The 14,494-nt window shown below is 39.7% G+C and carries 10 protein-coding genes and 1 pseudogene; 2 read left to right on the plus strand and 9 right to left on the minus strand.

What is annotated here, in order from left to right; translation table 11 throughout:
• Positions 1 to 72: 72 nt before the first annotated feature.
• Genes PPM_RS16185 through PPM_RS16200 form a run of 4 tightly spaced genes read right to left on the minus strand, consistent with a single transcriptional unit; the run spans position 73 to position 6,130 of the window.
• Positions 73 to 681, minus strand: a complete 609-nt coding sequence (locus tag PPM_RS16185; protein ID WP_014600025.1) for a hypothetical protein — start codon at positions 679 to 681, stop codon at positions 73 to 75.
• Positions 668 to 2,356 (minus strand): phage integrase, encoded by a 1,689-nt coding sequence (locus tag PPM_RS16190; RefSeq protein WP_014600026.1) that lies wholly within the window; start codon positions 2,354 to 2,356, stop codon positions 668 to 670. Before PPM_RS16190 ends, PPM_RS16185 begins: the two co-directional genes overlap by 14 nt.
• A 20-nt stretch (positions 2,357 to 2,376) precedes the next feature.
• Positions 2,377 to 4,911: a hypothetical protein gene (locus PPM_RS16195; protein ID WP_014600027.1), complete on the minus strand. Its 2,535-nt coding sequence runs from the start codon at positions 4,909 to 4,911 to the stop codon at positions 2,377 to 2,379.
• A 13-nt stretch (positions 4,912 to 4,924) separates the two neighbouring features.
• Positions 4,925 to 6,130 (minus strand): site-specific integrase, encoded by a 1,206-nt coding sequence (locus tag PPM_RS16200; RefSeq protein ID WP_014600028.1) that lies wholly within the window; start codon positions 6,128 to 6,130, stop codon positions 4,925 to 4,927.
• A gap of 186 nt (positions 6,131 to 6,316) precedes the next feature.
• Between PPM_RS16200 and polYB the strand changes: the two are divergent.
• Positions 6,317 to 7,114, plus strand: a pseudogene (gene polYB, locus PPM_RS16205) (DNA polymerase IV); the annotation flags it as partial.
• A gap of 127 nt (positions 7,115 to 7,241) precedes the next feature.
• On the opposite strand, the gene PPM_RS16210 reads toward polYB, so the two are convergent.
• Both PPM_RS16210 and PPM_RS16215 read right to left on the minus strand, forming a co-directional pair.
• Positions 7,242 to 8,099 (minus strand): GRP family sugar transporter, encoded by an 858-nt coding sequence (locus tag PPM_RS16210; protein ID WP_013371831.1) that lies wholly within the window; start codon positions 8,097 to 8,099, stop codon positions 7,242 to 7,244.
• A gap of 136 nt (positions 8,100 to 8,235) precedes the next feature.
• The gene (locus PPM_RS16215; RefSeq protein ID WP_013371832.1) at positions 8,236 to 9,075 is read right to left on the minus strand and encodes an AraC family transcriptional regulator; all 840 of its coding nucleotides are present in this window, start codon (positions 9,073 to 9,075) and stop codon (positions 8,236 to 8,238) included.
• A gap of 280 nt (positions 9,076 to 9,355) precedes the next feature.
• Here PPM_RS16215 and PPM_RS16220 point away from each other — a divergent pair, with 280 nt between their 5' ends.
• Positions 9,356 to 10,720 (plus strand): glycoside-pentoside-hexuronide (GPH):cation symporter, encoded by a 1,365-nt coding sequence (locus PPM_RS16220; protein WP_013371833.1) that lies wholly within the window; start codon positions 9,356 to 9,358, stop codon positions 10,718 to 10,720.
• A gap of 433 nt (positions 10,721 to 11,153) precedes the next feature.
• Here the strand turns inward: PPM_RS16220 and PPM_RS16225 are convergent, their stop codons facing one another.
• From PPM_RS16225 to PPM_RS16235, 3 genes are all read right to left on the minus strand, one after another.
• Positions 11,154 to 11,441: a stage VI sporulation protein F gene (locus PPM_RS16225; protein ID WP_013371835.1), complete on the minus strand. Its 288-nt coding sequence runs from the start codon at positions 11,439 to 11,441 to the stop codon at positions 11,154 to 11,156.
• A gap of 111 nt (positions 11,442 to 11,552) precedes the next feature.
• Positions 11,553 to 13,601 (minus strand): ATP-dependent DNA helicase RecG, encoded by a 2,049-nt coding sequence (gene recG / locus PPM_RS16230; protein WP_013371836.1) that lies wholly within the window; start codon positions 13,599 to 13,601, stop codon positions 11,553 to 11,555.
• Position 13,602: 1 nt separating this feature from the next.
• Positions 13,603 to 14,469, minus strand: a complete 867-nt coding sequence (locus PPM_RS16235; protein WP_013371837.1) for a DegV family protein — start codon at positions 14,467 to 14,469, stop codon at positions 13,603 to 13,605.
• Positions 14,470 to 14,494 lie beyond the last annotated feature (25 nt).

Here is a 14,494-nt window from a genome sequence, read left to right on the forward strand (position 1 = left end):
TTACTTTTTATCTCCATACATTAAGACATGAAAAAACAAAACTATAGGTTCCTATAAATTCATAACTTTTTTTCATTTTGGCCCAAACATATCAAATTGTTCGATTAAATCAGTCATAATTTTATCCTTATTCTTTTTATCCCCTTTTTTGAAGTCAAATACATTTTTTAATTCTGAATCGGGGTAAGAAGAAGTAACAGCAATATTACGATAGGCTTGGCTAAAATGCTCAACTTGTTCTCTCAATAATTTATTTTTATTTTTTTCCACATTAAGTTCTTCATTAATTTTTATTATCTTGTTATTCAAATCTTCAATCTCCTGCTCAAATATGTGAACACTTTTAGCTTTAACATATAGTTTCTGAATAATACTGTTTACTTGATTTAACGCTTGAATTAATTTCTGTTGATTACCAATATTATTTTTAACCAGTTCATCCATATTAGGAAGAGGAAGAGAAGATTCATTTCCTTTTTCTAATATGGATGGCGGGCGATTGAGATTTTCTATTTTTTCTTTCATATTTCGAGACCATGTATTGCGTCCTACTCCAGTAGTTCTCTCCAAATCGATATATGTAATTGTTGCTGAGGGATTATTTTCAACATATTTTAGTAGCAAACAATCTAACTGGTCTATTGAATATTGCTTTGGCTTACCAACTCTATTCTTCATCATGTAATGCTCCTTCTCTGAAAATTAAATTGAGCTTAGCGTCATTTTGAGCTTTTTGCTCTCTTAGTTTCTTAGAATTTGCTGCTAAGAAACTAAGCTCAGACTGCGCGATAGGATCGCTCTCAAATGTTCCAAAATTGTATGTCATGTTACACGTAATACTTTTCATAAGTTCCAATTGTTCTTTGATCAAGTTAGTAAGTCTAATTGATTCATCGTTTAACCAATAAATTAATTGAGAATTAAACTGATCTGCTGGAATATATAAATGAGAACAGTGTCTACAGTCACCTACTGGACATTTTTCCGGATTAAAAGTGCAGTAACCAAATTCCATAGAGAAAAAATTTTTTATTTCATCTTCTGTATATCTTTTTAACAAGGATTTAGCCTTAATAATCTTTTCTTCAGATCTTAGTGAACTTTGATCGGGTAAAGAACTAAATTTGTTGTGTTGTTCTGCTAAAAATTGAATCGAGGATTGACTTAAATTTTCGAGATGACTAAAATAATGCATTTGAGCATTAAGCGTTTTATGTCCGCCTATCCGAGCTATGGTTAACATATTAAAACCTTGTAGCATCATATTACAAAAAGCATAATGGCGGGTATCTAGAAGTTTTATTTTTTCTAATGTAAAATTGTACTTTTTTTCAACAATTTCTTCATAGAAGTATACTAATAATGAAGATAGTTGCTGGGTTCCAAACATATCAATATTATTCTTGCGAAGTTGTCTCCCGTTGCTTTTCTTCACTCTCAGAGATTCACAGTAGGCATCATAAGATAACAAATAGGGGGTTTTATTGAAATCCTGAGTTGTTTCCTTATACTCTAAAATTAAATTAAACAAATCTTCATTAATTTCAAGAACATCGGCAATATTTATCTCGTTTTGTTTTTTAGCGCGTACTTTTTTCCTAGGAATTTTTAATAGAAATCGATTAGAAGAATCTACAGTAATACAATCGTTTGCAAGTGAACAGAATTCAATTACTCTCATAGGAATAACAAGAGTAACACGCCACCACAAGATAATTGGGAAAAAAATCAGTTTTTCGTAATCGGTCCATGTCTTCTGGAAATCCGTAATAATATGATCAAATATCAAGGTATCTTTAAAATTAGGCAGAGTTCGCACACCATCAACAAATATACAAATTTGATTTGATATTTCTAAAAGTTCTTTTTTTAAAATGGGATTATAAAAGTTTAAAAATTGATTGAGAATTGGTCCTAATTTAGAAAGTAAAGGTTTGGTTTTTGAGAGAAGCCAGCTTTCAAATGCTATGACATTTTTTTCAGACTCTGCTTGATAGCCAAAACATTGCAGTAAACATTCATTTAAATATTTAATACGTAATTGCGTATATGCATTAACATGTCCTTCAATGATCCCTAATATAGTAAAACATTTAAGTAACAGCTTCATTTCAGTGGATAATTTAGTATTAAATCTAATTAAAGATTTTGATTCGTTTTTTTGTGCATTCAAAATCCATTCATCATCTTTAAAGTTAGTATTTATTATTCTTCCACTGGATCTTATTTCTATAAATTTATCAATGTAAATTTGTAAATCTTCCAATTTAAAAGTTATGTTTTCGAAAGAATTCACAAACTTTTCATTGCCTAAATCTGTGACATACTCTTCTTTAATATACCCATGAACATTCAACAAACATCACCCTATAATTATTATTTTAATAAGCCATGTTGATTATGGTAAGCTTCTGCAATATCTAATAGTAAGTTTTCATAATCAACAAATGTCTTGGTGTACTCTATACCAAACGTGTTAGTTGCTTCTTGTAAAAGTATTAACAACTTGTTTATCCAAGCTCTCTCCCGACAAGCAATTGAGGACTTAACCGTATACTTAAGTATTCCAACCCGCCGTTTCAACTCATTTGAAACACTTATCAACAAATAATTTTTGGGGATCATATTAGGACATCCAACACAAGTTATTGCAGTTGGATGAATACAATTAGGATGTACAAAACATTGAGTATGCTCCGTATGACCAGGCATTTTATCTTCATATACTTTATTCAGTATTTCACTGGCTTCGTCTGTTGTCATTAGAGATACTCTTATAGCGAGAGATTCTCTTTCTTCAAATTGTTCTTTTAATAATTCACCGAATTTTTCCAATTCATATGGAGTACTAAAAATTGATTTGAATTCTTGAATTTTAAGGGATCTTTCATTTAGCGAATCATTAATTTCTTTTTTTGCAAGCATATAAGATCTTTCAATTAGCAAATTATAAAGGTAACCAAAATGTCCTCTGTTACACAAATTAACTGTTATATTTGATATGTTTCCATCCTTATTTACAGATTGAACATACAGAGCAGTAGAATCATTTCTCTTATGACGGCGACTATTTTGTACTAAATCTAGAGCAATTCCTTGTGTAAATGTATTTCCTGTTGCTTTATAAAATAAATACGTCATAAAGGAACGATTCATTTTCATACTTCCAAACTGAAGTGGATAGGGTAGAAAAGTGGGAAGGCTTCCTTTAATTAATGTACTAATGCTTCTTCCTGATGTAAGGAGATGTCGGGCATTCTTTTTTCTTCGATGAAGCTCACAAATAACAATCATTGTCGCAATCGGGATAAGCATTTCGAAATTTATAAGAAAACGATTGAGAGCACCGGTTTTAGAAACTTTTAAACGAGTATAGGCATATTGGTTTACAATTCTTTGAGACTGCTCAGACGACAGGCGATTACCTTCGTAAAACCATTTGAAATCATTAATACCGATTAATGAAATATCTACAGTAGGTAACCTCAAAAAATCTGAAGACCTCCAAGCATTAGTTAAATGCAAAGAAATGTAAAGCCAGGTAGCCGCATAATTCCTACTCCTCAATGCATGCCCAATATGATGTTCTATGTCTTTTGAATATTGCTGAATACTAATGAATTCATCATAAGAATAAATATCTTTTTCTTTAGGTTTCAATTGTTTTTCTGAAATTCTGTATTTCTCCACAAAAACTGTCGAAGTTTGTTCTTGTAAATACAATAAAAAACCAATTAAATTTCTTTTTAAATTTGTATTTACGGTTGTACGCAATAGCCATTTAAGTTCAGAATCTGTGAAGTAAGAAAGTTCTTTTTCAAGCTTCATTAGGTATTGAAGTAGAAAACCATATTCTCTTGCCTTCATTCTTTGCGAATCTTTACTAGCTTTCGAAGTATTTTGCTTCAAATTAACAAATTCAAAATATAAACTCTTAGTTTGGGTAAGATAGGTAGGAACTTCTATCATCAAAGCAACGTTTAAAAAAATCAAATGTGGATCTGTCATTTTTTCCAATCTATATTTATCAAACTTTTCAAAAAAAGCTTCAAAATCAGACTTTAAAATAACTCTTTCGATTTGTTGGACAAGTACAACCCATTTAGTTTGCTCATGCAAATTTTCATTAAGACACTTGTTTACAAAACAGCGATGGAGATTAAACTTCTTTATAATTTGTTTAACTGTATAGTATTTGTAAGGTATTTCATTTATAAAATCATTAAACTGATGGACATCACTTTTTAATAAGAAATAAGAGTTTTTCCGCATATTTTTTATTCCAGTGAGCTCAACTTTCGGACTTCTTATCATTGTACGTACGGAATCAGGAGAATAATTTAATATTTCAGCTGCCTGGCCAATAGAATAATACTCATCTAAATCACTAATATTTTTTAAATACTTATTTTTATATTCTTCAACAGATCCCCTCGGTGCGTAAAAATGACCTTTAACTGTAAAGCCACCAGCAATTTCGTTTTTATGGAGGGCATCAAGGACAGTAGATCTATGTATTTTTAACTCAGCCGCAATCTCTTTGGTATTCATACAATCACTTATGTCAAAACTAAGATTTCGAAGAGGTTTAATATCATCCTTATATATATAATTGGTACCCCCTATCTTCTTAATCCTGATCTCTTTGCGATTATGATTAACCCAATTCTCTAATACACCACGCTCCCATCCCAGATCAGCAGCAGCTTCTGCAACTGTTATGTAAAAACTCAGGAAATTTTCATAAGCTTCAATTATTGTCTCCTTGATTAGTAATCTCCCATTAATTTTCTCAATTTTCGTACCAGAGATTACTTCTAATGGATTATACCTATTGTAGAACCACCATCCTAGCTTCTTCTTTTCAATCTTCAGCCTTTCTGAAGCTTGTTCAATAGTGTAATACTTCATGCTCTCACCTTCACTATTCTTTGTATATACTATCGATAAGATCCTCCAAGATTAGTTTCATTTCCTCACTGTTACTCATATAAGTTAATGAGGAGGAAATATTTTTATCACCTCTAGGCAAAGCAATATCGTAAGGATTTAAAGCCGCTTTAGCCAAAAGATTAGTAAAAGTTCCTCTACCTATATGAAAAGACCATTTCGTTGATTGCAGGTTTATAGCAGTAATCATATCATTTGGATTTTCTGACGAACTGAGGTTCTTAAGAAAAGCCTCCTTCACTTTACCAAACCAATCTCGTAAGCTTTTCCCTGTTAAAGCTTTTCCATAAGCATTAACAAAGAGAGGAGAACTTCCACTAAATTCACTACCTAGTTTTCTTTGCAAATTATTTAAGTGGAGCTTATACAAAACAGAAAGCATATTTTTTACAGAATAAACAAATTGCTTTCTATCTCTTTTTACTCTAGAACTTCCTGAAGTATCTTTAATGTCCGTTCTCAGATTTTGCGTTTTTAGAAGAATCAGCAGTCCTCCTTTTCCATACTCATCACCATAGGATCTCAGATCATTCACCCTAATGTTAACGATTTCGCCTGCACGAAGTCCCCCAAAAATAGAAAGATATATCGCAAATGCAATAGACGGAGATATCGATAAAGCAGTCCTCAAAAAAAAGAATATATATTTATTGGGCAGCGTATGTTCGATTGCTAATTTCCCCCTCTCCATATCATAAGCAAACTCTTTTGAATACATTGGATTAAATGGATGAAGAGCAATATCATGAATTAAACAATCTTTCTCAGCTAAGAAGTTATAAAAACACCTTAATGTACGCTCCACATTTTTAACACTGACATTTGCATTCCCCTTGCTTAGTAGATAATTCAAGAAGTCAGTCCCATGATTATTTGTTAGTTCAGACAAAGATTTCAATTCATATTTTCTTTTTTTCTTGATAAGTACGTAATTTAAGAATTGAGACAGATGAACACCATGCAATCTTTGAGTATTGTACTCCTTATATTTCCATCTCCATTGAATAAAGGCTGTTAGAGGATGTACAATCATTTTCCCATCAAGCTTATTTTTCAGTACAATAACGGCATGTTTTCTAGTAGCTCTCTCTTTTTTTATCCAATACTCTGCAAATGCTACATCCACACCAAAAGAAAAATTTCCATATTCTAATTCTTCGATTTTATCGTGCAATTTCAATAGTATTTCCCCCTACTAAAACAGCTCTCTTTCAATATACAATCTCCAGATTTTGTACACAACTAGGAAATTGCTCGAAGAATAATGTACATCAATTTAAGACTAAAACTCTCTAAGCCATCTTTCTGTAGAGAAAAAAGCATTAATTATGTACAAACTAATTACGTACATAATTAGTTTGTCTACGCAACAGATATATGGGCTAAAAAAAATGACAGCGGCATTTTCTTGTTGCCTGCGTCTGACATTGCAACTTTGCTGTGGCCCCAACCAGTACGTCTTATGTTCGGTATCGGTTCGCGTATGGAACGGCATTTGGAGAGGCTTGGACTGTACACCATTGGGGAAATCGCCCGTACTCCCTTGCCCCGACTTCAGGACAAATTCCGCTCTCATTTCGGCAAACAATCCAACATACAGGCAGAGGTGATATGGCGAACTGCTAACGGGATCGATCATAGCCCGGTTAAGCCGGAAACATTTGAGACACCTCCTAAATCCATCGGTCATATGATGACTCTTCCCCGAGACTATCTCCAGCCTGCGGAAGTGGAAACCGTTCTGCTCGAGCTCACCGAGGAAGTATGTCAGGACAGCCGGCGCAAAGGGTATATGGGGTATGTCGTTACTGTCAGTTGCATGTGCAGCCCGTTTGAGTCGCCCACCGGGTTTTCGCGCCAGATGAAGCTGCCCGATCCGACTAACAACACGAATAAAATTTACAAAGCCGCCAAGGAAATTTTCTATAAATTTTGGGACCGCATGCCGGTAAGGCGACTGGGCGTTAGCCTAAGCAGTCTAATGGATGCGGAAACGTACCAGGTTTCCTTTTTTGAGGATGAGAAACGGGCACGCTCCCTAGAGAAAGCCACCGACAGCATTAAGGAGCGCTACGGCAGTACGGCGATCGTAAGAGCTTCCTCCCTCACTCATGTCGGCCAGGCCCTGGAAAGATCCAGGAAGATTGGGGGGCATTATAAGTAAGACATTAAATAGATTTACTGTACAACCTGAAAGGATTCTGGATCACACAAATCTATTTAATCATCGACTCATATACCCTAACCATCTGTAGCCGTACTGCATGTACAGTTCTTAATTCTGAATATTCTCAGAGCTTGACTAGGCTAATCAATCCCACTCCGACCATGATTACCGTAATGCCGGCCAATAGACGAAGCCATTCCCCCGGGCTCTTCTTTTCCCTGAAAATCAGAATACTGCCAACGCAGGAGATGGCGATACTCGCCTGAGAGATGGGAAAACTGGCAGCGACCCCAATAAGCCCATTTGAAATAAATAGCGCCAAATTCGCTACGCTCCACGACAAACCCGTAGACAAATTGCGCAGCACCTGAACCAGATGGAGCTTCTGCCCTCCCTTACAGTTCATTAAAAGCGCTGAACACAACATGCCAAGTGATTGCGGTAAGATGACCGACAGACCGGAGACATGAAAGATTTGATTAATAATAACATACAAGGTTAAGGCTATACCTGAACAAACCAACATGACAAGAATTTGAAGGGGCAAGGGCTTGGACAAACCACTTGATCTCCCCTGATAGCTCGTCAGCAAGATGCCAGACAAAATAAATATAAGCGCTGCTGATCCAATACCAATTTGGTACCCGGTCGTCCATTCGCCCAAGATTAGTGCTGCAAAAAGCGTCGTTCCCATGAGTTGCAGCCCGCAAATAATAGGAATGGCCGTTGAAACGCTTACTTTCTGGAAAGCTTGAAATTGAAGCAACTGTCCTACGGACCAAAACACACCAGAGACAAAGCTCACAATAAATGGTGTGACTTGAAAGTTAACAGGTGAGTACGAATACAGGCACAGTGCGAACAATACAGCACCGATGACCGTCCCCGTCAGTTGCTCGCGAGGACTGGCTTTTGTCAGTTGCGCCAGTATTGGCATGAATCCCCAGCCTATGGCTGGAATAAAGGCAATGAGTGTATCCACATGCAGTTCCCCTCTCGTAAAGTGAGTTCTTCCGTGCAATCCTTTAAAATACCATGCAGGAAAAACCAACAGCTTTACGATATCAAAACAACCCTACCTCAAGCACCAGTATTTTTAGAAGATATATATAGTAAAATCAAAGAATTTTCTCACGATAAGCGCTGGGGGAAATGCCCATCATATTTTTAAATGCCCGCGAAAAGGTCAGTTGATCCGAGTAACCGACAGAATTGGAGATTACTTGAATAGAGTAACTGGTATCCTGTAACAGCTCGCATGCCTTTTTAATCCGAATGTTCATTAAATACTGCTTCGGTGTTTCACCTATCTCCTGCTTAAAAACAGAGGTCAAGTAATTGGGGTGAAGTCCGAGATACTCTGCCACCTCACTGATTTGAATGCCACCATTGTAGTTTTTCTCCATATAGTTAATAGCTTGAACTGAATAGGGAAGCTCTTCTTTCACAGGCATCGTTTCACCTGATTCATGCACCAACTTGGCGAGAATATGGCATAAATAGCCCTGAATAGCCAAGGATGAAGAAAGTGTATTATTCCCTATACGAAGCATTTCAAGAATAGTCGAATGAAAAAAAGTGATGTCTCCGATACTTACCACATACGGATTATCCTGAACAAGAGAGATATTCTGCAAGTACATTTCGGACTTGATCCCCATAAACCCTACCCAGCTGTACTCCCATGGCTCGTACTCATCAGCTTGATAATAAGCGGCCTTATTGGCAGGGATTAAAAAAGCCTGTCCCTTCTCTATGTTATATGTTTCCTTATCTAATACCAGCTTGCCTCTACCCTTTAATACAAAGTGAATAAGATTGAAATCCCTGGCGATAGGTCCGAAATCCTGGTTGGGAGAACAAGGCTCCGAGCCACAATTATACAGAATTAAATCTGTAATATTTTTATGCTTTGAACTGGTACGTGTATCTACAAATTGAATCATATTGTCACCCATCCCTAACCTCCATGCTTCAGAATTTTATAGTTAACCAAAGGGCGGTGTCCTCGTAACAAATATAGCATAAATTAAGAAGCATATCCTAAGACCTAAAATGAAACCTTAATCCGTAAATGTATGCAATAATCTTTGTTTTTACTATCTTCTACTTTAGAAAAATCATGTACTCCTTCCACAGCTTTTGTTATTCTGTATCTCAAGATAACGCTTACAAGTTCTCATAACAAAATATCATAACAGGCTGTTATGATCGTCAATTTTTGAAAGGGGTTAAAATATGCTTACTTCTGCAGCTGCAAAAAATAACGACAAAGTCAGTTTAAAAACACTTATCTCTTACTCACTGAGTAGTTATGGGATGAATGTTATTTACAATTTAACCGCCGTTTATCTCATGTTCTTCTATACTGACAGCTTCGGATTAAATGCGCTTGCAGTCGGAACATTGCTGATGGTGGCACGGGTGATTGACGCGGTCGTTGACATCTTTATTGGCATTGCAGTCGACAACACGAATACGCGTTGGGGGAAATTTAGACCTTACATGTTCATCGGGGCTTTCTTGGTAACACTCACCACCTTGGCGCTTTTCCTCAGTCCGGACCTTTCTTCCGCCGGGAAGCTGGTTTATGCCTATGTTACCTATATCGCTTGGAGCATTAGCTATTCCATATTGGACATTCCGTATTGGTCACTGTCCGCCGCCATAACCAAAGATGCTGCAGAACGAACCAAAGTCGTGACTGTCCCTCGTACGGTTGCAAGTGCCGGTTTATGGACGGTCAATGTCGTAGCGCTTCCCCTCGTCCATTTCTTCAACGGATGGGCTGGAGCCGTTGCTGTACTTTGTGGTCTGTTTTTCGTCTGCATGATGTTTACGGTGTTTGGCGTAAAAGAAAAACACGTAGTGCCTCGACATGAAAAACAAACGTTAAAAGGAGTACTCCGCCTTTTCTTCGTTGAAAACCGACCTTTGCGGCTGTTGATCATCTCGTTTTTTATTATCGAAATGACTGCCAACATCCGTAATGCGTTTACTCTGTATTATTTTAAATACAACCTAGGTGCCGAAGCATTCATTCCACTGTTTATGGGACTAACCGTGGGCTTTCAAATCGCAGGCAACGTCGCAGTTCCGTTCATTGCCAAGTGGATCGGCAAAAAAGGCACTAGCATAGCAGGGGTGCTAATCACCTCCATATCCATGATAACCCTTTTCTTCTGCGGAAACTCTATTTTACTTGTCTTTATTCTCAGCTGTATCATTTCTTTTGGCGTGGGGCTGAACTATGTTGTCATGTCCACAATGCTAGCAGATTGCGTCGATTATGGAGAGTGGAAAACAGGAAACAGATCAGAGGGGATGGTTTTCTCAGCTAACGTTTTTCGGGCCAAATTGGCGGCCGCAATCGGCAGCGCCGTGGGTGGTTATGCGCTAGCGTTGGCGGGTTACCAGCCCAATATAGTCCAAACAAATACAACTCTTATTTGGCTCACACTACTATTTACGATTATTCCGGGGGTTCTGACATTTCTCTCCGTATTTCCAATGAAAAATTATGAGCTGACGGAAACAATGAACAGAAAAATTGTCCAGGAGGTTCGGGCAAGACGGGAACAAGGTGAACCATCCGTACAGTAACCGGATTCTGATCCTTCAGGTAAGGTTGAGGGTCGAACAAACCTTTTCATAAACACATCATTAAAGGAGTCTTCCATATGAACTTATCCAAGTCTGAACAGAAGCTGAACTGCATACCTAGACCAATTTGACCGTTTTATCGAACGCAGCTACCGCCCCGTGCGGCGAATTCAATTGTCAGGCACCTGGGGCAGGGAGCACTTTCAACACCGAACAACGGTACGTCCAGATGTACAGGCCATGCAACAGTCTATCAAGATTGGCGGTCATTACAAATAGAATTTCACACTAAGACCACTACCTATTGCCCGGGGAATGAAATACAAAAGCCTAAAATAAAGCCAAAAAGGATCGCCTAACATCAGGCAATCCTTTTTTTCTATGCTTCACATAAAACATAGAAAGTGCTTTGAAGCACCCCTTCGAACAGCAATCAACGGAACATCCCCCATAGCTTGATCAGATGGAACGTATTGGACGGATCAATTTTTTGTGCCAATACGAAGGCGGTCAGTTGCTCCTCCTGTGTAGCCGTCAATCGCTCGTTTAAAATAGCAGAAGTGGTCTTCACAAGATGGCGCACCTTAGCTTTGTTTTGCAGATCTGCTTTGGTCACGCCCTCAATCTGCTGCTTAACCCGCTCCTTGAGCACACGATTTTTCATTTTCAACTTAATCCGCTCCACCAGTTGCGGACTAATTCCATATTGCTGATAGCTCAATGTTGCCACACCTCCCATATCATTCGGTCATTCCCAAATATATGACGGCCAGCCTGTCCATTGTGCCTATCTGTTAAAAACGTTTAGAGCATCCTCATCATTCATCATGGGTCAGTCGATAAGATCCCCTTGGAAAATCTGCTCTTTTTGCAAATAACCGCGAAGTGCTTCATACTGCGGAGATGTCCAAAAAGAGGAGTCTTTGATCAGATCCGTTGCATCCTCACGTGCCTTTTCCAGCACCTCAAAGTCCGCTACCATATCTGCTAACCGAAACTCGGGCAACCCGCTCTGCTTGGTGCCAAAAAAGTCCCCCGGCCCTCTCAAATCCAGATCGCGTCTAGCAACCTCAAAACCATCGTCCGTATCGGTCATAACCTTCATCCGTTCCTGACCAACCTCCGACTTAGGATCAGCGATCAGTACACAGTATGAGGCATGTGCGCCTCTTCCAACACGTCCACGTAACTGATGCAACTGGGACAATCCAAAGCGATCTGCATCCATAATGATCATTAGCGTCGCATTGGGTACATCTACCCCCACCTCTACAACCGTGGTTGAAACAAGTAGCTGAACCTCATTTGCATAGAAGGAACGCATAACTTCTTCCTTTTCTGCAGGAGTCATTCGTCCGTGCAACAGCCCAACGCGATAATGTGGAAAAGCCTGCTGCATTTGGATATGCAGATCGATAGCATTCTGTACGTCCAGCTTCTCTGACTCTTCAATCAACGGGCAAATCAGATAAGCCTGCCGTCCCTGATCTACCTCACGAGAAATAAAACCGAGCACTCGATCCATCAGTTCGTGCTTCACCCAATACGTAGAAATTGGAATACGTCCCTTGGGCCGCTCTGATATCGTAGAAACATCCATATCACCAAAAGCAGTAATCGCCAGCGTACGCGGGATCGGTGTGGCCGTCATGGTCAGCACATCGGGATTGTAGCCCTTACGGCGCAGTACACTACGCTGGTTGACTCCGAACCTGTGCTGCTCATCCGTCACAACTAGTCCAAGCTGGCGGAAATACACATCCTCCTGAATAAGGGCATGCGTGCCCACCACAATATCCAGCAGACCCATTTGAAGAGCGGCAAGCAACTCCTTACGCTTCTTCCCAGTTGTACTTCCTGTCAGTAATCCCACGCTGATTCCAAAGGGTTCAAACAGCTTGTGAAGCGATCGCATATGCTGCTCGGCCAATATTTCGGTTGGCACCATCAGTGCTCCCTGAAAACCAGAACGTACTGTTGCAAATAAACCGATGGCAGCAACCACTGTTTTCCCCGACCCAACATCCCCTTGAAGCAGACGGTTCATACAATAAGGTGAGCGTAGATCATGCAGTATTTCAAGCTCAACCTTCTTCTGTGCATCCGTTAATTCAAAAGGCAAAGCCCTCACAAATTCACGGATCGTGGCGTTATCCACCGTATGCACCACCCCGTCCGCTCGACCACGATTTAACGCCCGGAATGCCTGCATTTTCAGCTGGAATAAAAATAGCTCCTCATACACCATTCGTCGCCGAGCCTCTTGTCCCTCTCGATTGTCCTGAGGTTGGTGAATACCTGCAATGGCCTGCTTGCGTGGCATCATACTATACTTGCGTACCAGCAGATCTGGCAATATCTCGGGAATCATTTCACCAAACTGCTGGAGCGTCTGATTCATTGTTTTTCGCATCCAGCTCTGCGTAATCTTTCCACCTATAGAGTACACCGGTTGAATTGTCCCTGAACGGGCCACTCCTTTATCAGGGAACTCAGAGTCTGCAACAGTCATCTGCATGCGCTTGAGATCCCATTTACCAGTCACCACAATTTCACGACCTGATGTTAGCTGATCCTTCAAAAAATGCCGATTAAACCATGTCGCAGTAAACATCCAATCCTCAGCCATCAATTTACAAGTCAATCTTGATTTGCGTCCGTAACGCTGAAGCACCGGAATGCCCATAATTTTCGCCTGTACTGTAATCTTATCTCCGTCCTTCACTTCGCTTAGCGAGCGCAGCCGGTAATCTTCATACCGAAACGGATAATATTCCAACATATCTTGCACGTTAGAAATGCCAAAAGCGTGAAGCTCTCCCTCTTTGAGAGCACTCACGCCGTGTATTTGTTTTAATGGTATTTGATCCAATTGCAGCATATTACCTCTCATCTCCGGCCGGCCATGCAAAAATACCAATCGTTCCTGGTCCCACATGAGTTCCGATCACAGCGCCAAGTTCAGTATATATTTGATCGCCCAGCTCAAAATGCTCTGCCAGCTGAGCCACGAACGCTTCTGCCGCCGAGCGATCTGCCGTATGACCCACAGCAATATTAATTTTTTGGCCTTTTAAATCCCGCTCCAGCAGTTCAATAATTCGTGCTGTCGCTTTTTTATTCCCTCTCGCCTTATCAGCCGAATAAATAATACCTTCTTTGTCAATCGAAAGAATTGGCTTAATGTTAAGCAACGTACCAACCATAGCCGCAGCCTTGCCAATACGTCCGCCTTTTTGCAAGTATTCCAGTGTATCCACCAGGAAATACAAACAACGGCGTTCCCCAAGACGTTCCACACCCTGAATAATTTCAGTCGGGGATTGCCCGGCGGCCGCCAGCTCTGCAGCATAAACCACGAGCATACCGTATCCGTATGAGGCCGACTTGGAATCCATAACGGTCACTCTATCTTCATGCTTCTCCAACATGGATTTGCCCAGCAGAGCGGACTGGTACGTTCCGCTCACACCGGAGGATAAATGGATGGAGATAATCTGGCTCTCGGGGTATTGCTCCAACAGCTCCGTATACGTCTCCAAAAAACGGGCTGGTGATGGCTGTGACGTTGTAGGCAGTTCATCAGCCCGTACCAGTTCACTGTAAAACTGTGCAGCTGACATCTCAATACCATCCAGGTAAGCTGTGCTGCCGAACATCACTGTCAATGGTACAATGACTATGCCGAGACGATCTGCTATTTCCTGTGGAATATCAGCCGTGCTATCCGTCAAAATGATAGTTCTCATCAGTCAGACCTCCTTTGTAGTGGAC

It is taken from the genome of Paenibacillus polymyxa M1 (assembly GCF_000237325.1).
Lineage (GTDB): Bacteria > Bacillota > Bacilli > Paenibacillales > Paenibacillaceae > Paenibacillus > Paenibacillus polymyxa_C.